General features: G+C 71.6%; 22 protein-coding genes. 11 read left to right on the top strand and 11 right to left on the bottom strand.

Annotated elements, in window-relative coordinates; genetic code table 11:
- Window positions 1-8: 8 nt before the first annotated feature.
- Window positions 9-1115: a non-hydrolyzing UDP-N-acetylglucosamine 2-epimerase gene (gene wecB / locus ACFWV3_RS17155; RefSeq protein ID WP_382412231.1), complete on the top strand. Its 1107-nt coding sequence runs from the start codon at window positions 9-11 to the stop codon at window positions 1113-1115.
- Window positions 1116-1163: 48 nt separating this feature from the next.
- Here the strand turns inward: wecB and ACFWV3_RS17150 are convergent, their stop codons facing one another.
- The 3 genes from ACFWV3_RS17150 to ACFWV3_RS17140 all read right to left on the bottom strand — a co-directional run bounded on the left by ACFWV3_RS17150 (window position 1164) and on the right by ACFWV3_RS17140 (window position 3305).
- On the bottom strand, window positions 1164-1484 hold the full coding sequence (locus ACFWV3_RS17150; protein ID WP_382412230.1) for a hypothetical protein: 321 nt from the start codon (window positions 1482-1484) through the stop codon (window positions 1164-1166).
- A gap of 68 nt (window positions 1485-1552) precedes the next feature.
- Entirely contained in the window at window positions 1553-2206 is a 654-nt protein-coding gene (locus tag ACFWV3_RS17145) for a Crp/Fnr family transcriptional regulator (RefSeq protein WP_382412228.1), read from the bottom strand.
- An 85-nt stretch (window positions 2207-2291) separates the two neighbouring features.
- On the bottom strand, window positions 2292-3305 hold the full coding sequence (locus tag ACFWV3_RS17140) for an aldo/keto reductase (protein WP_382412227.1): 1014 nt from the start codon (window positions 3303-3305) through the stop codon (window positions 2292-2294).
- 87 nt (window positions 3306-3392) lie between these two features.
- Between ACFWV3_RS17140 and ACFWV3_RS17135 the strand changes: the two genes are divergently transcribed.
- From ACFWV3_RS17135 to ACFWV3_RS17115, 5 genes are all read left to right on the top strand, one after another.
- Window positions 3393-4235 (top strand): helix-turn-helix transcriptional regulator, encoded by an 843-nt coding sequence (locus ACFWV3_RS17135; protein ID WP_382412226.1) that lies wholly within the window; start codon window positions 3393-3395, stop codon window positions 4233-4235.
- A gap of 138 nt (window positions 4236-4373) precedes the next feature.
- Window positions 4374-4535, top strand: coding sequence for a hypothetical protein (locus ACFWV3_RS17130; RefSeq protein ID WP_382412225.1), 162 nt, complete (start codon window positions 4374-4376; stop codon window positions 4533-4535).
- A gap of 61 nt (window positions 4536-4596) precedes the next feature.
- Window positions 4597-5529, top strand: a complete 933-nt coding sequence (locus tag ACFWV3_RS17125; protein ID WP_382412224.1) for a TlpA family protein disulfide reductase — start codon at window positions 4597-4599, stop codon at window positions 5527-5529.
- Window positions 5526-7307 carry an ABC transporter ATP-binding protein gene (locus tag ACFWV3_RS17120; protein ID WP_382412223.1) on the top strand — a complete coding sequence of 594 codons (1782 nt, stop codon included), beginning with the start codon at window positions 5526-5528 and terminating at the stop codon, window positions 7305-7307. Before ACFWV3_RS17125 ends, ACFWV3_RS17120 begins: the two co-directional genes overlap by 4 nt.
- The gene (locus tag ACFWV3_RS17115) at window positions 7307-7639 is read left to right on the top strand and encodes a S26 family signal peptidase (RefSeq protein WP_382412222.1); all 333 of its coding nucleotides are present in this window, start codon (window positions 7307-7309) and stop codon (window positions 7637-7639) included. Before ACFWV3_RS17120 ends, ACFWV3_RS17115 begins: the two co-directional genes overlap by 1 nt.
- On the opposite strand, the gene ACFWV3_RS17110 is transcribed toward ACFWV3_RS17115, so the two are convergent.
- Window positions 7571-7870 carry a helix-turn-helix domain-containing protein gene (locus ACFWV3_RS17110; RefSeq protein WP_382412221.1) on the bottom strand — a complete coding sequence of 100 codons (300 nt, stop codon included), beginning with the start codon at window positions 7868-7870 and terminating at the stop codon, window positions 7571-7573. The two genes, ACFWV3_RS17115 and ACFWV3_RS17110, sit on opposite strands and share 69 nt — an antisense overlap.
- Before the next feature lie 207 nt (window positions 7871-8077).
- Window positions 8078-8863, bottom strand: a complete 786-nt coding sequence (map, locus tag ACFWV3_RS17105; protein ID WP_382412220.1) for a type I methionyl aminopeptidase — start codon at window positions 8861-8863, stop codon at window positions 8078-8080.
- Window positions 8864-8985: 122 nt separating this feature from the next.
- Here map and ACFWV3_RS17100 point away from each other — a divergent pair, with 122 nt between their 5' ends.
- Together ACFWV3_RS17100 and ACFWV3_RS17095 are read left to right on the top strand one after the other, a co-directional pair.
- Window positions 8986-9543, top strand: coding sequence for an EF-hand domain-containing protein (locus ACFWV3_RS17100; RefSeq protein ID WP_382412218.1), 558 nt, complete (start codon window positions 8986-8988; stop codon window positions 9541-9543).
- Window positions 9544-9582: 39 nt separating this feature from the next.
- Window positions 9583-9873 (top strand): antibiotic biosynthesis monooxygenase family protein, encoded by a 291-nt coding sequence (locus tag ACFWV3_RS17095; RefSeq protein WP_382412216.1) that lies wholly within the window; start codon window positions 9583-9585, stop codon window positions 9871-9873.
- Window positions 9874-9879: 6 nt separating this feature from the next.
- Here ACFWV3_RS17095 and ACFWV3_RS17090 read toward each other — a convergent pair whose 3' ends face one another.
- Window positions 9880-11358 carry a tannase/feruloyl esterase family alpha/beta hydrolase gene (locus ACFWV3_RS17090; RefSeq protein WP_382412215.1) on the bottom strand — a complete coding sequence of 493 codons (1479 nt, stop codon included), beginning with the start codon at window positions 11356-11358 and terminating at the stop codon, window positions 9880-9882.
- A 115-nt stretch (window positions 11359-11473) separates the two neighbouring features.
- Between ACFWV3_RS17090 and ACFWV3_RS17085 the strand changes: the two genes are divergently transcribed.
- Entirely contained in the window at window positions 11474-13141 is a 1668-nt protein-coding gene (locus ACFWV3_RS17085) for a protein kinase (RefSeq protein WP_382412213.1), read from the top strand.
- A 44-nt stretch (window positions 13142-13185) separates the two neighbouring features.
- On the opposite strand, the gene ACFWV3_RS17080 is transcribed toward ACFWV3_RS17085, so the two are convergent.
- Together ACFWV3_RS17080 and ACFWV3_RS17075 are read right to left on the bottom strand one after the other, a co-directional pair.
- Window positions 13186-13380 carry a ferredoxin gene (locus tag ACFWV3_RS17080; protein WP_382412211.1) on the bottom strand — a complete coding sequence of 65 codons (195 nt, stop codon included), beginning with the start codon at window positions 13378-13380 and terminating at the stop codon, window positions 13186-13188.
- Window positions 13377-14591, bottom strand: a complete 1215-nt coding sequence (locus tag ACFWV3_RS17075; protein WP_382412210.1) for a cytochrome P450 — start codon at window positions 14589-14591, stop codon at window positions 13377-13379. The genes ACFWV3_RS17080 and ACFWV3_RS17075 overlap by 4 nt, the downstream gene beginning before the upstream one ends.
- A 74-nt stretch (window positions 14592-14665) precedes the next feature.
- Here ACFWV3_RS17075 and ACFWV3_RS17070 point away from each other — a divergent pair, with 74 nt between their 5' ends.
- Window positions 14666-15325, top strand: coding sequence for a TetR/AcrR family transcriptional regulator (locus ACFWV3_RS17070; RefSeq protein WP_382412209.1), 660 nt, complete (start codon window positions 14666-14668; stop codon window positions 15323-15325).
- On the opposite strand, the gene ACFWV3_RS17065 is transcribed toward ACFWV3_RS17070, so the two are convergent.
- Window positions 15315-15620, bottom strand: coding sequence for a hypothetical protein (locus ACFWV3_RS17065; RefSeq protein WP_382412208.1), 306 nt, complete (start codon window positions 15618-15620; stop codon window positions 15315-15317). The two genes, ACFWV3_RS17070 and ACFWV3_RS17065, sit on opposite strands and share 11 nt — an antisense overlap.
- 144 nt (window positions 15621-15764) lie before the next feature.
- Between ACFWV3_RS17065 and ACFWV3_RS17060 the strand changes: the two genes are divergently transcribed.
- A complete protein-coding gene (locus ACFWV3_RS17060; protein ID WP_382412346.1) occupies window positions 15765-17090 on the top strand; it encodes a toll/interleukin-1 receptor domain-containing protein in 1326 nt (441 codons plus the stop codon).
- Here ACFWV3_RS17060 and ACFWV3_RS17055 read toward each other — a convergent pair.
- Together ACFWV3_RS17055 and ACFWV3_RS17050 are read right to left on the bottom strand one after the other, a co-directional pair.
- Window positions 17087-18334 (bottom strand): hypothetical protein, encoded by a 1248-nt coding sequence (locus ACFWV3_RS17055; RefSeq protein WP_382412207.1) that lies wholly within the window; start codon window positions 18332-18334, stop codon window positions 17087-17089. The genes ACFWV3_RS17060 and ACFWV3_RS17055 overlap by 4 nt on opposite strands.
- Complete coding sequence (locus ACFWV3_RS17050; protein ID WP_382412206.1) at window positions 18334-19113, bottom strand: hypothetical protein; 780 nt, start codon at window positions 19111-19113, stop codon at window positions 18334-18336. The genes ACFWV3_RS17055 and ACFWV3_RS17050 overlap by 1 nt, the downstream gene beginning before the upstream one ends.
- Between the last annotated feature and the right edge of the window lie 2 nt (window positions 19114-19115).

Here is a 19115-nt window from a genome sequence, read left to right as displayed (position 1 = left end):
TTGCGGCCGTGCGGGAAACCACCACCGTGACGATCGTCTGCGGAACCAGGCCCGAACTGATCAAACTCGCGCCGCTCGTCGACCGCTTCGGCAGCGCGTGCACCATGATCTACACCGGCCAGCACTACGACCGCTCGATGTACTCGCTCATCCGCCGTGAGGTGCCGGAACCGGGCGGGTTCCACGAGCTGAGCCTGGGCGGGCTGCGCCGCGGCGACCAGCTGGGCCGCGCCGTCGCCGCCGTCGACGAGGTGCTGGCCGCCGAACGTCCCGCCGCCGTCGTCGTCCAGGGCGACACGACCTCGGCGCTCGCGGGAGCGTTGGCCGCCAACGCCTGCGACGTCCCGCTGGTGCACGTCGAGGCGGGGCTGCGCAGCTACGACCGCGCGATGCCGGAGGAGCACAACCGGGTGGTGATCGACCACCTCGCGGACCTGTGCTGCGCGCCGACGTCGTTGAACCGCCACAACCTCCTCGCCGAGGGCGTCGCGGACAGCCGGGTCGTCGTCACCGGCAACACCGTCGTCGAGGCGCTGGCGCACGCGTTGCCCGCCGCCGACGAGGAGAACGCCGTGCTGGCGGAGTTGGGCCTGGTGCGTGACGGCTACGTGCTCGCGACGGTGCACCGCCCGGAGAACGTGGACGACGCCGGCAACCTCGAGACGATCCTGCGCGAGCTCGGCGCGTTGCCGCTGCCGGTCGTGCTGCCCCTGCACCCGAGGACGGCGGCGCGGGTGAGCACCTTCGGGCTCTCCGGTCTGCTGCGGCGCCTGCGGGTGGTCGAGCCGCAGCCGTACCGGACCTTCCTGGCCCTGGCCCACGCCTCCGCCGTGGTCGTGTCGGACTCGGGCGGGATCCAGGAGGAGGTGAGCGTGCTCAAGCGCCCGGTCGTGGTGGTCCGCCGCAGCACCGAGCGCCCGGAGATCGAGGGCACCTTCGGTACCCTCGTCCCTCCGGGACCACTGGTGGGCGACGCGGTGCTGCCGTGGCTCGACGACGTCGCCGCCCACCGCTCGGCGCTGCGGGAGATCGCTTCTCCGTACGGCACGGGCTCGCCGTCCACGCGGATCGCGCACGCGGTCCGGCAGCTGGTGGCCCAGCCCGTCGCCGTCTGAGTGGGGACGGTGTGGCCGCGCCCCCCTACGCCGCGGCCACACCCGGGATCAAAGCCGCACCAGGTTCGCGCGGTGGTCCGGTTCGACCCCCTCGGTGGGACTCTCAGCCGGCATCCTCTCGCGCAACGCCCGACCGTTCGCGAGCACCGACTGCCATGTGTCCCACACGGCGATGAGCGCTGCCGACAACACCACGGCGACGGCCACGGCGAGGACCCCGGAGTCGTTGAGCAGCACGATCGCGGCGACGACGGCCCACAGTTCGACAGCGGTGAAGATGACGGCGTACACCACCCGCTCCGTGTGCTTGCGCCGTGCACGCTGCATCTGCTTGCGGGAGGCGGTTTCCGGCAGAGTGTGGCGCTTCATGACGGCTCCTGGGTGAGTGTTCTTCGTCTGTGCACCAAGGAAACGCCGGTAGGGCCGGAACGTCTGCGTCAGATGCCACACAGCTTGCGCAATTCGTCCTCGCGCAGAATCTTGATGCTGGTGCGGCTGGTCGAGATGATCCCCCTCTCCCGCAACGTCTTCAAGGCCCTCGCGATGGTCTCCCGCGAGATCCCCGCGATGCCCGCGAGCTCGCGCTGGCTCAACGGCACGGTGGCGATCAGGTCGTCGGGCCCGCGGTGGGCCACGTAGAGCAGCACCGCCCCGACCCGGCACAGGGCGGGCCCGGTCCGCAGGTCCTGCTGGTCACCCGTCGCGCGCTGCCGGGACACGACGACCTGCAGCATCGCCCACGCGATGCCGGGATGCTTCCCGCACAACCGCTTCAGCGTGGTGTAGCGGATCACGATGCCGCTGACGGGGTCGACGGCGGTGAGCGTGGCCGACCGCCGCCGCCCGTCGATCGCCGACAGCTCGCCGATGATCTCGCCGGGCCCGCGCACGGCGAGCACGGTCTCCTCGCCGTTGTGCGTCAGCCTGCTGACCTTGACCCGGCCACGCGACACCAGCAGCACGTTGCGCGAGTTGTCACCCTGGTGGCAGATCACCGAGCCGGGCTGGAACAGCACACGCGTCGCCGCGGCTTCCAAGGCCGTGCGATCGGTCTGTTCGAGCATCCCCCAGAACGACTGGTCGATCCCCATGCTTCCATGATTCACGGACCGGTCCCCAGGTCATTGCCCCGATCGAGCTAAATCCCAGAACCCCCGACCGGGCCGAGGTGGAATCTCACCGGCGCCGCAAGCGCTTGTCCTGGACGGCCGGCGTCGTCGCGAACGTGTCGTTCTGCCGCACGTTGGTGCCCGGTGGGACGATCTCGTCGATCCGGTCCAGGACGTCCTCGCTCAGCACGGTGCCGGCGTGGTCGAGCAGGGTGGTGAGGTGGTGCGGCTTGCTGGCACCGATGATCACCGAGGTGACGGCGGGGTGGGCCAGGACGAACGCCGTGGCCAGGGTCGGCAGCGGGACACCGGCCTCGGCGGCGAGCGCGGTGAGCTGCCGCACGGCCGCCAGCTTGGCCTCGTTGGCGGGGTCGGTCATGTCGTACATGCCCGCCCAGGCGCGGCGGCCGGCGGCGCCGTCGGTGGGGTCGGCGCGGCCCGAGAGCCAGCCGCCGGACAGCGGGCTCCAGGTGAGGGCTCCCATGCCGTGGCGCTGAAGGGTGGGCAGGACGTCCGCCTCGATGCCCCTGACCAGCAGGGAGTACTGCGGTTGCTCGGTGCGGAAGCGCTGGTGGCCCCGTTTCTCGGCGGCCCACTGGGCTTCCACGATCTCGCTGGCGGGGAACGTCGACGAGCCGATGGTCCTGACCTTGCCCGCGCGGACGAGGTCCGTGAGCGCCGCCAGGGAGTCGTCGATGTCGGTGTGCTCGTCGGGGCGGTGCATCTGGTAGAGGTCGATGTGGTCGGTGCCGAGCCTGCGGAGGCTGTCCTCGACCGCCTGCTTGATCCATCGGGCGGACCCGCCGCGGCGGTTCGGGTCGTCGCCCATCGGGAAGTAGAACTTCGTGGCCACCACGACCTCGTCGCGCCGGCCCTTGATGGCCTTGCCGACGATCTGCTCGGACTCGCCGTCGGAGTAGACGTCGGCGGTGTCGATGAAGTTGATGCCCGCGTCGAGCGCGGTGCGGATCATCTCGACCGACTCGTCGTGGTCGGCGTTCGCGAAGCTGCCGAACGTCATGGCGCCCAGCGCGAACTCGCTGACGGAGATGCCGGTCGTGCCCAGAACCCTGTGTCTCATGTCTTCCACGCAACCCCAGGCGGCGTCGCTCGTGACAGGTCCTGCCAGTACCCCGCACGTGCGGCCGGCCCGTCCTAGCCTGGGCAGGTGAACACCGAGCTCCGCGAGTTCCTGCGGTCCCGTCGCGCCAAGGTCACGCCGGAGGAGGCGGGACTGCCCTCGTTTCCGGGGACGCGCCGGGTGCCCGGCCTGCGCCGCGAGGAGGTCGCGCAGCTCGCCGGGGTGAGCGTGGACTACTACGTGCGTCTGGAGCGCGGCCGGAGCGTCAACGTGTCGGAGTCCGTTTTGGACGCGCTGGCGAGGGCGTTGCGGCTGGACGAGACCGAGCGCGCTCATCTGTACACAGTGGCCAGACCGACGCGCCGGGCCCGTCCGTTGCCACCACAGCGCGTGCGGCAGGGGTTGCGGGTCGCGCTGGACGCGATGCCGGACGTGCCGGCGATGGTGATCGGGCGGCGCACCGACGTGCTGGCCGCGAACCGGCTGGCGCGTGCGCTGTACAAGGACTTCGACGCGGCACCTCCGCACGAGCGCAACATGATCCGCTACGCCTTCCTCGACCCGGCGGCGCGGGAGCTGTACGCCGACTGGGCCACGAACGCGCGCAACGGCGTGGCGGCCCTGCGGGTGTACGCCGGGCGGCATCCGCACGACCCGGAGCTGGCCGCGCTCGTCGGTGAGCTGTCGGTGCGGGACGCGGACTTCCGGCGCTGGTGGGCCGACAACGACGTGTACAGCCACGGCCACGGCTCGAAGGTGCTGGTCCACCCGGTCGTCGGCGAGATCGCGGTCGGCTACGAGTCCCTGGTGACCGAGGACGACCCGGACGTGTCGATCCTGCTGAACACGGTCGAGCCCGGCTCGTCGTCGGAGCAGAACCTGCGGCTGCTGGCGAGCTGGGCGTCCTCGCAGCCGAACTCCGTGCGCTGAAAGGGGTCGCGGCCGGTCGGCCGCACGGGTGATCCGCAGTCCGACCCCGTCCGACACCGTCCGACCCCTCTTCCGCTCCCGGCCGGCGCCGGGTGAGCGTGGCGGGCGTTGATGTTGGTCGACTGGGAGGAGCGGACCGTGAAGCGTCTCGCGAAGCTGGCCGGTGAGCGGCTCGTCGGACTCGTGCTGCCGAAGATCGACGCCGGTGCCTGCGTGCCGGAGCACGGGCAGTGTTGCAAGAAGGGCTACCGCTTCAACTGCAACGGGATCTGCTCGTCGGTGAGCAGCACCTGCAAGTGACGCAAGGGGGTGCCGGCGAGCGCGTCTCGCCGGCACCCCGCATCCGTCGCGGGAGGCCGACGTGCTCGATCTGTTCGCTCGTGTGCTGCTCGTCGTCGTGTTCGTCGCGGCGTTCGCCGGCAAGGTCCGCACCCGGCAGGGGTTCGCGGAGTTCCGGGACTCGGTCGCGGCCATTGTGCCGCGGCTGCCCGCCGACCTCGTGGCCGTCTCGGTCCTCGTGGGGGAGGCGGTGGCTGTCGTGCTGCTTCTCGTTCCCGGGACGTTGCTCGGGTACGCGGTGGTCGTCGCGTTGCTGCTGGCGTTCTGCGGCGGGATCTTGCTGGCGATGCGCGGCCGGAAGCCCGTTCGGTGTAGGTGTTTCGGCGCAGGGGGAGGCGTGCTGGGGCCCCGGCACCTCGTGCGGAACGGGGCGTTGACCGGTGTCGCCGCGCTGGGGGCCTTCGTACCGGCGCCTGGATCATGGGAGGAACCGTTGACCCTGCTCACGATCGCCGTCGTGCTGCTCGCCGTGGTGGTGGCGCTGCACGTGCTGTTCACGTTCGGGCTGGTGGCGAGGGTGCGGGAGCTGCAGGAACGGGAGAAGCCCGTGACGAACCTGCCCCGGCCCGGCCTGGTGGTCAAGCCCTTCGCGGTGGTCGACACCGACGGTCGCACGTTCACCCGCGCCGACCTCGACGGGCCGGTGCAGGTCGGCTTCTTCTCGGTCGGCTGCGGGCCGTGCCGGACGTTGACGGACGCGCTGCTCGACAGCCCACCCGCCGCGCGCTTCGTGTCCATCGTGGACGGAGACCCGAGCGATCCCGAGGCCACGCAACGCCTGGTGGAGAAGGTCGGCGGCTTCGGCCGGGTCGTGGTGGTCGGCACGGACGACCCGGTGCTGTCGGCGTTCGAGGTCATGGCGTACCCGACGCTCGTCCACACGCACGGCGGTGTCGTCACGGCGTCCGGGATCAGGCTCGACGACTTCGCCGGAGCTCCGGCGCCGGTGGCATGATCCGCACCGCCACTGCCGCGCTGGCGTTGCCGTTCAGGACCGCGCCGGTGGTCGCCGGCGGGACACTGGCGCTCACGGTGCTCGCCGGTGCCGCGCCCGCGCTGGGTGCCTGGCTGACGATGTCGTTGGTCGACGAACTGACGTCGCAGGCCGCGAACGGTGGCAGGGCGGCGTTCCTGGCGGTCGCCTCGGCGCTCGTGGGTGGCGTCGCGATCGCGGTGCTCTACCTCTGCGGCTACCTCGGGGAGGTGGTGCGGCAGCGGGTCGCGCTCACCGTGGAGAGCGCGTTGTTCCGGCGGGTCGCGACCTTGCCGGGGCTCAGCCGGATCGAGGACCCGGCGTTCCACGACCGGCTGCGGCTCGCCGAGCAGGCGGCCCAGGAGGCGCCCGGCACGCTGTCCCAGTTCGCGCAGGAAGTGGTCAGGTCGGCCGTCTTGCTGGCGAGCTTCACCGGCGCGTTGCTGGTGGTGTGGCCGCCGATGACGGTGCTGCTGCTCGCGTCCGTGGTGACCGCGGTGGTCGCCCGGCTGGCGACCGCACGGCGTGAGGCGGCGACCGAGGAAGCGTGGGTGGCGACCGATCGGCGGAGGCTGTTCTACCGGGCGTTGCTCACGGACGTGCGGGCGGCCAAGGAGATCCGGCTGTTCGGGCTCGGGGAGTTGTTGCACGCCAGGATGATCGGGTCGCTCCGGACCGTGTCCGACGCCCGGCTCTCCGCGCAGCGCAGGGGTACGGGTGTGCAGGCCGCCCTGGCGTTGCTGTCGGCCGTGGTGGCCGGCGCCGGCACGGTGGTCGTCGCGCTGAACGTCGTGCGCGGTCAGTCGTCGGTCGGTGATCTCGTGCTGTTCCTCGGTGCGGTGGCCGGCGTGCAGACCGGGTTGTCGGGCGTGGTGCTGCAGCTGGGCGAGGCAGGTCGGGCGGTGCGGCTGTTCGGGCACTACCTCGACGTCCTCGCCACGCCGGACGACCTCGCCGGCGGTGCGCAAGCGCCTCGACCGGGCGTGATCGAGCTGCGCGATGTGTGGTTCCGGTACGAGGACGACGGGCCGTGGGTGTTGCGCGGGGTGGACCTCACGATCCCCGCGGGCAAGGCCGTGGGACTGGTCGGGGTCAACGGCGCGGGCAAGAGCACGTTGGTGAAGCTGCTGTGCCGGTTCTACGACCCGCAGCGGGGATCGATCACGTGGGACGGCGTCGACCTGCGTGACCTGGACATTTTGGCGCTGAGACAACGGATCGGCGTCGTGTTCCAGGAGTTCATGGCCTACGACCTGACCGCGGCGGAGAACATCGGCATCGGCCAGGTGTCCGCTCTGGAGGACCGGGTGCGGATCGTCGAGGCGGCGCGGACCGCCCGCATCGCCGACACCGTCGAGGCCCTGCCGCACGGGTACGACACGGTGCTGTCCCGTACCCACGCCGACGAGGACGGGCCGGGCGTCACGTTGTCCGGCGGGCAGTGGCAACGGGTGGCGCTGGCGCGGTGCCTGATGCGCACCGAAGCCGAGCTGATGATCCTCGACGAACCGACGTCCGGCCTCGACGCGGAGGGCGAGCACCGGGTGCACGAGACGGTGCGACGCCACGCCGTGGGCAGGACCAGGCTCCTGATCTCCCACCGGATGGCCGCCCTGCGCGGCGCGGACCTCATCGTCACCCTGGCCGGCGGGCGGATCGCCGAACAGGGTGACCACGACGAGCTGATGGACGCCGGCGGCGAGTACGCCCGCCTGTTCCGGCTGCAGGCGGACGGCTACCAGGATGCGAGGGTGAGCTGATGTGGATCAGGGTCACCGTGCGGGGCAACAGCATGGCCCCGACCCTGCGCGACGGCCAGGAACTGCTGGCGCGCAAGCTCTTCCGCCGTCCGCGGCGCAGCGAGGTGATCGTGTTCCGGGTACCGGACCCCGAGCTGCCTCACCGCGTCAAGAGGGTGGCGGCCGTAGCGGGCGACCCGGTGCCGGACTGGCTGGCACCGGCCCTGCCCGGCGTAACCCGCGTCCCCGCCGGCTTCGTGGCCGTGGCAGGCGACAACCCGCGCTCACAGGACTCCCGTCAGCTGGGCCTCGTCGACTGCCGAGACGTCGTCGGCACGCTGCGCGGCACCTGACCGCCGGCACGCCGCAACCCACCGCAACCGCCAGCGAGCGGTGTCGCCACCACAGGCGGTGGCGATGGCCAGAACCGTGTCGAGCCGCGGAAACCGCCGCCCCGTCAACGCGTCGTGCAACGTGCTGCGCGCACACCCGGTGCGGCGCGCCAGTTCGCGGTAGGACATGCCGACCAGCAGACGCAGCTCGTCCAGGTCGATGCCGAGCTGCTTCCTGCCCCCTGTGGTCATCCAGACTCCCGTTGTCGTCGGTCCTCCGTTGCTCTCTCCGCGATCAGCCCACCCGCATGGATACCCGTGTCGTGGGCAATCCGCCACCAGCCGATGACCGCTGCTGTTAACAGGTTTCCGGGACGAACGCGTCAGCAGGCCTGCCGGAACGCGGCGTCAGCGGTACGGGCGTCCACGTCGTCGCCGGCAGGGGTCCGGCGACTGGTACTAGCGAGCGGCGGTCTCCGAGCGGCGCCGCGTCAGCACCAGCGGCCCGTCCTCCGTGATCGCCACCGTGTGCTCCGAGTGCGCGGTGCGCGAGCCGTCGGCCGACCGCAGGGTCCAGCCGTCCTCGTCGAACGTGATCTTGTCGGTGGTCGCGGCCAGCCACGGCTCGATGGCGATGGTGAGGCCCGGCTTGAGCCTCATGCCGTGCTTGCGGCGGCCGTTGTTCGGGACGTGCGGTGCCTCGTGCATGGTGCGGCCCAGGCCGTGGCCGCCGAACTCCAGGTTGCAGCGGTAGCCGAAGTCGGCGGCGACCTCGCCGATCGACGCCGAGATGTCGCCCAGCCTGTTGCCCGGCTGGGCTGCCTCGATGGCGGCTTCCAGGGCCACCTCGGTGCAGCGGATCAGCCGCTGGTCCTCCTCGCGCGGGGTGCCGACGATGATCGACACCGCCGAGTCGGCCACCCAGCCGTCGATGCTCACGGCGATGTCCATGCTCAGCAGGTCGCCGTCCTGCAGGACGTGGCTCTTCGGCAGGCCGTGCAGGACGGCGTCGTTGACGGAGAGGCAGATGACGTTGCGGAACGGGCCCCTGCCGAACGACGGGGAGTAGTCCCAGTAGCACGACTCGGCGCCTCGTTCGGCCAGCAGGTGGCGGGCGTGGTGCTCCAGGTCGAGCAGGTTCACGCCGACCGCGGCCTTGGCGGAGAGCTCGTCGAGCACCTCCGCGATGAACTGGCCGGTCACGTGCATGCTCGCGATCTCCGCGGGCGACTTGAGCTCGATCACCGTGTTCCTCCATCAGGGATGCCGGTATAACAATAACGGCATCGCGAAGACGGCTGAACAACACCACCCAGGAGTGGGACGTGCGTTGCGGCGGTCCCGCCGGGTCGCGACAGTGCGAGGTCATGAAGCAGGTGTTGCAGCACAGGATCGACTCGACCTTCGCCCACTACGACGTCAACCGCGACGGCGTCATCGAGCTCGCGGACGTCTACGCGCTCGCGAACCGGTTGCTGCGGGCGTTCGGGGAGCCGGCGTCGTCGGAACGCGGGCGGGAGCTCGTCGAGGCGTACGACCGGTTCTGGGAGCTGCTCGCCGAGCACTGCGACACCGACCGCGACGGGCGGATCGGGCCGCAGGAGTACCGCGCGGCGATGATCGAGGCGTTCGTCGAGGGCGGGCCGATCAACGTCGACCTGCTCGAGGTCGTGCGGTCCCTGCTGGACATCGCGGACACCAACGGCGACGGGCGGGTCGACGCGGACGAGTTCCGGGTGCTGCTGAAGGCGCGCGGGCTCAGCGAGGCGGACTGCGGGACGGCGTTCGCGCACCTCGACACCGACGGCGACGGGGCGATCAGCGTGGACGAGTACGTGGCGGCCGTGCGGGACTACTACACGAACCCCGCCGAGGACACGCCCGGCAGCTGGCTCTACCCGAAGGCGCTGTCGGGCGTGTCCTGACGGCTGGATTTAGTCACCAATCATGACTATCATCAAGTCATGACTACTTCGGTGGAACTCACCCGCTTCCGCGTGGCGCCAGGGAAGGTGGAGGCCCTCCTGGCCGCACGGCCGGGCATGATCGCCGACTTCGAGGCCGACCGGGAGGGCTTCCTCGGCGCGCGGCTCGTGCGGCTGCCGGACGACGAGTGGCTCGACGTCGTCGAGTGGCGCTCGTCGGCCGACTACGCGGAGTCCAGCCGGAAGGGGCCGAACCTGCCCGGCATCAAGGCCTTCTTCGACGCGATCGACTCGCTCGTCGTGGCCGAGGAAGGCGAGCTGGCCGGGTAGCGGACCTCAGCGCGCGCACCGGTAGCTGGCGGCCTTGCGCGGGTCGCCGTGCACGTACCGGGAGATCTGCGGGTAGAGGCAGAGGTCGCGGGTCGAGTCGGCCGTGGCCGCGGTCAGCGTGGCCGGTGCCTTGCCGCGTTCGACCCAGTCGACCAGCTGTCCCAGCGCGTTCGTGGGCTGGGCGCCGGGGCCGCCGAAGCAGTGGTCGACGCCGGGCGCGGTGAAGAGCCGGTAGAAGTCGTCGACGCGGGCCGTCGTCCGCTCGACCCGGTCGCGGTAGGCCAGCGTGCCGCCGGGCGGGATCAGCTGGTCGTTCGTGCCGACGAACGTGATCAGCTTGCCTCCCGAGCGGCGGAACCCCGACAGGTCGGGGTCGGCCGTGCCGATGACGTCGCCAAACTCGCGGACCGACTGCCGGAACAGGGCGCGGAACCGGTCGTAGGTGAGCGTCGAGGTGTCGAAACCGGGCTGCTTCAGCAGGAAGCTCCGCACCCACAGCGCGGCGACGGGGAAGCCGGGGCCGGTCGCGCCGGGGAGCGTGCCCGCGAGCCAGACCGGGTCGGCGCCCTTCGGCAGGCCGGGCCAGAGCTGCTTCCCGCGTTCGTCGGTGGGGCCGTCCCAGATCTTGCGCATGACGTCGGCGTCCTCGCGCGTCACCGTGACCTCGTTGCCCTCGCACAGGATTTTCGCGCCGATGAGCTGACGCGGGTCGTAGCTGCACCGGTCTGGCCGGTCGACGATGCCGTTGGTGACGCCGTCCTTCGCGTCGCACGCCTCGATGGCGGCTTTGCGGAACGCGTCCAGCACGCAGTTGCCGACGACGTGCCGGTCCTGGCTCTGCACGACCTGCGGCCACAGGGTCGCGACGGCGAACCGGGTCCAGTCGACGGCAGGCGCGTTGGCGAGGATGCCGTCGAAGTCGCCGGGGAAGTTCTGCGCCTCGGAGTAGCCCTGACGGCCGCCCGTCGAGCAGCCGTTCCAGTAGGAGTAGGTGACCGAACGCCCGTAGTGCGCGCGCACGACCTGCTTGGCGACCACGGCCGCCTCGTGCACCGACCGCGTGGCGAAGTTGGTCAGCAGGGTCTGGTCGATCTTGCCGTTCTTCAGCGCCCAGCTCGTGTTCAGGCCGTCGAGCACACCGGCGTCGGTCGTCACGGCGGCGTACCCGTCCTGGACCGCCTGCAGCAGCGGGGCGCCCGTGTCACCCGCGGCGTACGCACTGCCGCCCACGCCCTGGAGCCGGCCCGTCCAGCCCGTCCGGGGGAGCGCGACCACGACCTTCACGTGGTCGTCCGCGTGCGTGAGCGTCACGGTGATCTCGCAGTGGTCGGTCTTCTCGACGGCGCTCGTGCTCTCGACCCCGGACCCCGCGGGTGCGGTGATCGGGACGGGCGCGCACGCCGGGGTGCTCGCGGAGGCCGGCGCGAGTGGCGCGAGGCCGGTCAGGAACAGCGTTGTGGCCAACAGCTTCGTCAGTCGTCTCACGCGGCGCGACGCTAGGCGGGCCGTCCCGGTCCTCGCGCCCGTCACGTGACGCTGCCGGTGTACGTCACCGGACCGGGTGACGGTCGCGTGTCGATCGACTGCGAGACTTCCGCGCATGCGCGAGGTGGGCAACAGACGCTACCGGCTGGTCCGCGAGCTGGGGCGGGGCGGCATGGGGGCCGTGTGGCTCGGGCAGGACACCGTGCTCGGCCGCGAGGTGGCGGTCAAGGAGTTGCTGCTGCCCCACGGTGTTCCGGCCGCGGAACGGGCCGTGTACCAGGAACGCGTGCTGCGCGAGGCGCGGATCGCGAGCCAGCTGCGGGACCCCGCCGTCGTCACCGTGTACGACCTCATCTCCGAGGACGACCAGACGTTCATCGTGATGGAGCTGATCAGCGCTCCCACGCTGGAGGACCTCGTCGAGAGCTCAGGACCACTGGCGGTGCGCGCGGCGGCGGTGCTGGCCGGGCAGCTGCTGGCGGCGCTGGAGGCGGCGCACTCGTCCGGGGTCGTGCACCGGGACGTCAAGCCGGGCAACGTGATGGTGCCGGTGAAGGGCACCGCGAAGCTCACCGACTTCGGCATCGCGCAGTCGCTCGACGACCCGCGCCTGACCGCCACCGGCACGCTGATCGGCTCGCCCGCCTACATGTCGCCGGAACGCCTCGCGGGCGGGGATGCCTCGCCCGCCTGGGACCTGTGGGCGTTGGGCGCGACGCTGTTCTTCGCCGCGGAGGGACGCGGTGCGTTCGACCGGCCCACGACGTCGGCGACGATCCTGGCGGTGATGAACGAACGGCCGGTGCCGCGCGTGTCCGGCCCGCTCGGCGAGCTGATCACCGGGTTGATGGACCCGGACCCGGCGCGGCGGCTGGGAGTGGCGGCGGCGCACCGGCTGATCGAACGGGCGCTGGCCGGCGGGGACCTGACGCGGCCCTTCGACGCGCCGACGGTGGTCAGGACGCCGCCGGACGGCAGGCCGGCGGGCAGCGGACCGGTGAGCGCGGGGGTCGCCCACGGCTGGCTGCGGCAGCCCCCGGGCCCGATCACGTCGGGCCCGATCACGTCCGGTCCGGTCAGCTCGGGCCCGTTCACGTCCGCGCCCGTCACATCAGGTCCCGTCACATCAGGTCCCATCACGTCCGGCCCGCTGGCCACCGGGATGAGCGCGCCGCCCGTCCCCGTCCCGCCCCGCCGCAAGCGCCCGGTCGGCCTGATCCTGTCCGCGACCCTGGTGCCGCTGTTCCTCGTCGGCGCGCTGGTCCTGCTCTACGTCACCGTGTTCAAGCCGTTGTTCACCACCATCGGCCTCACCGACGGCCCCGCCAGCACGCCCGCCATGCAGCCCGTGCTGACCCTCGGCCCGGAAGGCGACCTCCCGTACGACTCGCTGTCGGCGTTCCGCAACTCCTGCCTGACCTGGACGCCGGACAAGGGCGCGCCGAAGCTCGACACCAAGATGAGGGTCGGCTGCTACGCCGAGCACGACGTCGAGCTGCTCGACACCGTCCTCGCCAACGCCGAGATCGAGAAGGACGTGGCGTACCCCGGCGTGGAGGAGCTCACGAAGGTGGGCGGCACCGACTGCACGCGCACGTTCCTGTCGGACAAGGTGCCGGTGCAGGACAAGGAGAAGACCCTGCGGTACTGGGTGGTCGTCCCGACCGCGGAGGCGTGGAAGGCCAGGACGGAGAACGGGTACCGCAGCTCGAACCGGTTGATCTACTGCTTCGTGGGCAAGGCGGACGGCGGCAAGCTGACCGAGCCGCTGATGAAGCAGTGATGAGCGCGGCACCGGGCGGGAGACCCGGTGCCGCACAAGGACTCCTACTCCTCGACCGCGATCGCCGACGCCGGGCAGACCGCCGCCGCGTGCTTCACGTCAGCGAGCCGCGACTCCGGAGGGCTCGCGTCGAGCAGGTCCACCAGGCCGTCGTCGTCGCGCTGGTCGAACACGTCGTCCGCCGCCAGCACGCACTGCCCGGCCCCGACGCACCTGCCCTGGTCCACCACGACCTTCACGCCGACCTCCAGGTGACGGGCAGCTCGGACACGCCACCGGTGAGGGTGGGGCGGATCGCGAGCTCGTCGAGGCCCTTGGCGAGCCTCATGTCCGGCAGGCGCTTCGCCAGCGACGCGAACACCACGCGCAGCTCCGTGCGGGCCAGGGAGGCGCCGATGCAGAAGTGCGCGCCGTGGCCGAAGCCGAGGTGCGTCCTCTCCGGACGGTCGGGGTTGAACGACTCCGCCTCGCTGTAGACGTCGGCGTCGCGGTTGGCCGCGTTGATCGACAGGACCAGCGCGTCACCGGCCTGGATCGTGACGCCCGCGATGTCGACGTCCTCCTTGGCGTACCGCAGCAGGCCGAGGTCGCCGGGCGCGCCGAGGCGCATGACCTCCTCGACCACCGCGTCGACGCGGCCGTCCGGGTCGGCGACCAGGGCGTCCCAGCGGGACCGCTCGGTGAGCAGGAACAGCACGCCGAGGCCGATGCGGTTCACGGTGGTCTCGTGGCCCGCGAACAGCAGGCCGACGCACAGCCGGACCATCTGCACGTAGTCGTAGGCCTCGTCCTCGCTCTGCGCGCGGACGAGGTCGGAGATCACGTCCTCACCGAGCTGGCCGCGCTTGGCCTCGACGAGCCCGACCATGTAACGGAAGAACTCCTCTCGCGCCTGGTGGGCCTCCTCGCCGATCTCGGTGCCCGCCATGCGCTCGGACAGCGACGCGAACAGCTCGTTGTCCTCCTCCGGCACACCGAGCAGCCGGCAGATCATGGCCACGGGCAACGGGAACGCGAGCCCGCGGTGCAGGTCGACGACACCGGTCCGCTCGTGCTCGGCGACCAGCGCGTCGAGGTAGCCGTCGACCAGCTGCTCCATGTTCTCGCCCAGCATCCGCATCCGCTTGGCGGAGAACGCGGGGGTCAGCAGCCGGCGCATGCGGGCGTGGTCGACCTCCTCGGTCTCGTACTCGCCGCTCGGGCCGTCCTGGACGGCGGCGGTCGAGATGCGGGAGGCCTTCTCCGGTTCCGGGTGCGACCGGCCGAAGCGCTTGTCGCCCAGCAGCTGGCGGACCTCGTCGTACCGGGTGACGAGCCAGGCGGGGTCGCCGGCCGGCGTGGTGACGGGCGCGATCGGTGCCTCGCGCCGCAGCACCTCGTACAGCGGAGCGAGTTCGAGGACGTTCGGCCTGGGCAGCGGCAGCTTCAGGCGCTCTGCGTCAATGCTCATGCACCGACCGTAGCGCTTTCTGGCAGATGCTGCCAATAAATCTTCCGAGTGCTTCGACGTGCTTAAATCGCCCGATGAAGGACGTTGCGACAGGAAAGCCGCGCCGGGGCCGGCCACCGGTCAGCGACGAGCAACGTGAGCGCCAGCGCTTCGACATCTCGCGCCACGCCGTCCGGCTGTTCGCCGAGCAGGGCGTGGCCGGCACGTCCGGGGAGCAGATCGCCCAGGCCGCCGGCGTCTCCGAGCGCACGTTCTGGCGCTTCTTCCCGCACAAGGAGAGCTGCGTCGAACCGCTGCTCGCCCAGGGCGTCGACGCCTTCTGCGCCGTCCTGCGCGGCTGGCCGGCCGAGCTCGAGCTGATCGACTACCTGCGCTCCGCCTACACGCCCGTCGCCGACCCGTCGCCCGCGGGCACCGTCGACTCGATGCTCGGGGTCGTGCGCCTGACCCACGACGAACCGGGCCTGCGCGCCGTCTACCTGATGCTGCACGAACGCGCGGAGAAGACGCTGGTCGACGTGCTCGCCCGCCGGCTGGGCCAGCCGGCGGACGCGATCGACGTGCGGGTGCAGGCCGCCGCCATGAGCGCGGTGCTGCGGGTGGCGACGGACGACGTCGCGCAGGCCACGGTCGGCGGCGTCACGTCGGGTGTGCTCGACGGGCACCGCGAACAGCTGGCCCGCGCGCTGGGTCTGGTGCTGCGCGGTCTGTCGCAGGCGCCGGCTACGGCGTGAAGGTCGAGAGCGCCCACAGGAAAGCGCCGACCAGCACGACGAAGAGCACGACACCGGTGGTGCCCGCGAGCACCATTCCGGAGCCGGCGGAGCGCCACGAGTCCGGCGCCGCGACCCTGACCAGGCCACCGGCGACGGCCGAGCCGAGCGCGATCCAGAAGAACGCGAGGAGGTAGGCGCCCCCTCGCCAGCCGAAGGTGCCGTCCACGAGAGCGGCGGCGGTGAGGACCAGCAGGACTGCGGGGGTGGCGAAGCCGGCCAGCGAGGCGAGCTTGCCACGGTCGATTTCGGTCACACCTCGAGAGTGCCGCCACCGGCCGCCCACGGCATCGGTACAACTACTCACCGGCGTTCGTTGGGCCGTTCGGGTGTTGCGCGCAACACATACCTCCGCTCGGGCGATTTCACAGGCAGGTGGGGAACCGAGGGGTGAGCGGCCATCATTTTCGTCAGCTACACCAGGAACGACGACCGGAGAGTGCAGGCGCTCAAGGACGACCTCGAGCGGCTGCACTGGCAGGTGTGGCTGGACCACGAGATCCACGGTGGCGAGCAGTGGTGGCGCGAGATCATCGGGACCATCCAGCAGGCCAAGGTGTTCGTCTTCGCGCTGTCCGACGCGTCGTGGCGGTCCAAGCCGTGCCAGGAGGAGCTCGACTACGCGAAGAAGCTGGGCCTCCCGGTGCTGCCGGTGCAGGTCGGGCCCGTGCACAACCTGCGCATCCCGATCATGGAGACGCAGGCGATCGACTACCGCGAGCGCACGCCGGAGGCCGTGCTGGCGCTGGTGGCCGCGCTGGCCGACCTGGCGAGCCGCCGGATCGTGCTGCCCGACCCGTTGCCGGACCCGCCCGCCGTGCCGTTCGAGTACCTCTACCGGATGGCCGAACGGCTCGGGCCCAAGCCGATCCCCGCCGACGACCAGGAACTGCTCATCGCCCAGTTCCGCAGCAAGCTCCGCAACGAGGACGACGACGTCGCGCGGGCCGACATCGTCAAGCTGCTCAAGGAGCTGCGCCGCCGCAAGGAGCTCACGGTCGGCAACGCGGAGGAGGTCGACTCCCTGCTGGAGGCCGCGGAACGGGTCGTGGCGGAGACCGAGGACGGCGCGACCCGGCTGCCGCCGACCGACCACTGGCGGCAGGGCAGGACCAAGCCCCCGCCGGAGCAGGAGACCGAACGGCCGTCACCGCCTCCCGCCGTTCCTCCCTCGGCGCCGCCGAAGCGCGAGAGGAAGCCGGAGCCGCCGCAGCCGCCCCGGCCCGCGCACCAGTGGCCCGGCACGCGCGAACCCGAGCCCGCGAAGACCGAGCCGGAACAGGAACCCGGTGCCACGCCGGAGGAACAGCCGAAGGGCGACGAGGCTCCGGTCTGGCTGCGCACGCTCGTCCAGAACGGCGCCGTGACCCCGCCGAGACAGCCGGCGACGTCGCCCGCCGCGCCGACCGGCGGGTGGTGGCAGGCGACCGAGCAGCAGAAGCCGGCGGCACCCGAGCCCGCGCCGAAGGCCAAGCGCGCCTTGGCGTTCGTGAGCGCGGTGCTCGGCGCGACCGGTCTGCCGTTCCTGTTCTTCGCCGTGGCCCGGGAGGACCGCGTCGTCGAACGCGTCGGTGTCGTTCTGCTGCTGGTCACCGTAGCGTTGGGACTGTCGCTCGCCCTCGTCTCGTTGACGCGCAAGGAACCGAGGTCCCGTGCGGCGGTCGTGATCGCCGGGATCGGTCTCGCCGGCGTTCTCCTGTTCGCCGCCTTCTCCGGCGTCTTCTAGGGCTTTCTGCCGCGCAGGGCGAACCCGCCGGCCAGCACGAGCGCGAACGCGACACTCGCGAACACCGTGGCGAGGTCCTCGTCCGCGTCCGCCGCGTCGAGCAGGCCCGCCGACGTCACCCCGGCCAGGAACCACGTCACCACGGCCGCCACGAGGACGAGCCAGACGGCGGGCTTCTTCTTCGGCTTGGGCGGCACCGGGGCAGGAGCCGTTGCCTCCCACCAGTTCGCCACGGGCCTGCGCGGTGGTGGCGGGGGAGGGACAACGGGCTGGGGCGGAATCTCCGGTCGCGGCGGCGGGACGGCGTGCCCGGCGCTGCCCGCGACGACGGTCGAGGTGCGTTGCCACCACGGCAGCGCGGAGGGTTCGAGCAGGTCGTCGAGCGCCCCGCCGGCCCTCCACCCCGGCCGGCAGCACTCCTGCAGCCGCGCGGCCAGCCGGTCGATCCGCGGGTCGCCCAGGCTCGCGAGGTGCCGCCACGCCGGGGTGTCGAACGACTGGAAGTCCTGCTGGGTGAACAGGAGGTTGTCGTCGGTGTTGAGCGTCGACCACGTCGGGCGCAGCGAGAGAGCCGACAGCGACAGGTAGATGACGAGCCCCGGAAACGTGTCCATCCAGCGGCCCCAGGGCCGTCCCGGCGGCTGGTAGTTGTGGTGGCCGGTCTCGGCGGGCGGTGCGCCGCCGGCGAAGTCCTCGATCCACGCGCAGTCGAAGTCGACCAGCCGCAACGCGCCGCGGGTGTCCACGAGCACGTTGCCGTGCTGGAGGTCTCCGTGCGCGAAGTCCGCCTGCTGCAGGCGGTGCACCAGGCCGCGCCACGACCGCGCCAGCTCCGCGAGCGCCGCGGTGTCCTGGTGCGTCACCAGTTCGTCGACGTGCCGGTTCAGCGTGTGGCCCTCGACCCACGGCATCTCGACCACGGGCCAGGTGGCGCCGCCGACGCGGATGCCGTCGTCGATCCACCGCGGCAGCGCGACGGCGTCGGTCAGCTTTCGGGACGTGAAGTGCCCGCGCAACGCGTCGTAGCGTCCGCTGTTGCTCGCGTCGGCACGGGTGAAGAACCGCAACGCGCGGGCCTCGTCGCCGGCCATCGCCTTGAACACCACCGCGCTCGCACCCGAGGCGGGGGACGGGATCTGGAACACGGGGTGCACGACCAGGTCGAGGGCGCGCAGCCCGTCGGTGGTGAACGCGTCCGGCCGCTGCACCGCCTTCATGTAGTCGTCGAACCCCGGATAGCGCATCAGACGCACACCACCAGCTGGTCCGGCCACGACGCCGCGACGCTGACCCGCATCAGCGTGACGTCGTCGTTGGTCATCTCCTTCGTCTCCCGCCGGTCGTCGGCGAGCGCGCGGAAGCGGTCGGGGTGGTCGAGCCCGGCGAGCAGGCCCCACAGCTCGTCCTCGTCCTGCCGGAGCATCCAGTGGGCGAGCGCGTCCGTCGCCAGGTAGAGCAGGTCGCCCGGCTCCACGGCGCCCTCCGCGTACGTCATCCGCTCCAGCACGCCCGGCAGCGCGGACGGCGCGGTGGAGACGCCGGCGGGGTTGACGCCGAAGTCGTCCGAGCTCATCGGCGGGAAGTGGCCCAGCAGGCGGTTGCCGCGGACGTGGAACAGCACGGTGTCGCCCACCGAGACCGCCCGCCAGCGCGGGTGCCTGCCCGTCAGGTCGGTGAGCTCGCAGCCGAGGAACGTGGCGAACGAGCCGACACTGTCCAGTTTGAACAGTTCGACGCCGGAAGCCCGTGCCAGCAAGGGGTCGTGGCGCCACTCGTCCTGCGCGCGGGCGGCCCAGCCGAGCAGTGACGACTCGGTCAGCTCGACGTCCGGCGCCACGAACCCCTCGGCGAGCCGCATCGCCCACCGCGTCGAGCCGAACCCCTCGGTGGCGCCGTCCGCCACCGCGAACCGCGGGCCGCGCCCGGTCGCCGGGTCCTCCGGTGCCGCGGCGGCACCGTCCTCCCACTCCCACGGGTCGTTGCCCTGCTTGGGAGCGGAGAAGACCACCTGCCAGGCGTGCACGA

The sequence above is a fragment of the Lentzea sp. NPDC059081 genome (assembly GCF_042738015.1).
GTDB lineage: Bacteria > Actinomycetota > Actinomycetes > Mycobacteriales > Pseudonocardiaceae > Lentzea.
Note: the sequence above shows the minus strand (reverse complement) of the source record. Positions and strands in the feature narration are given on the sequence as shown.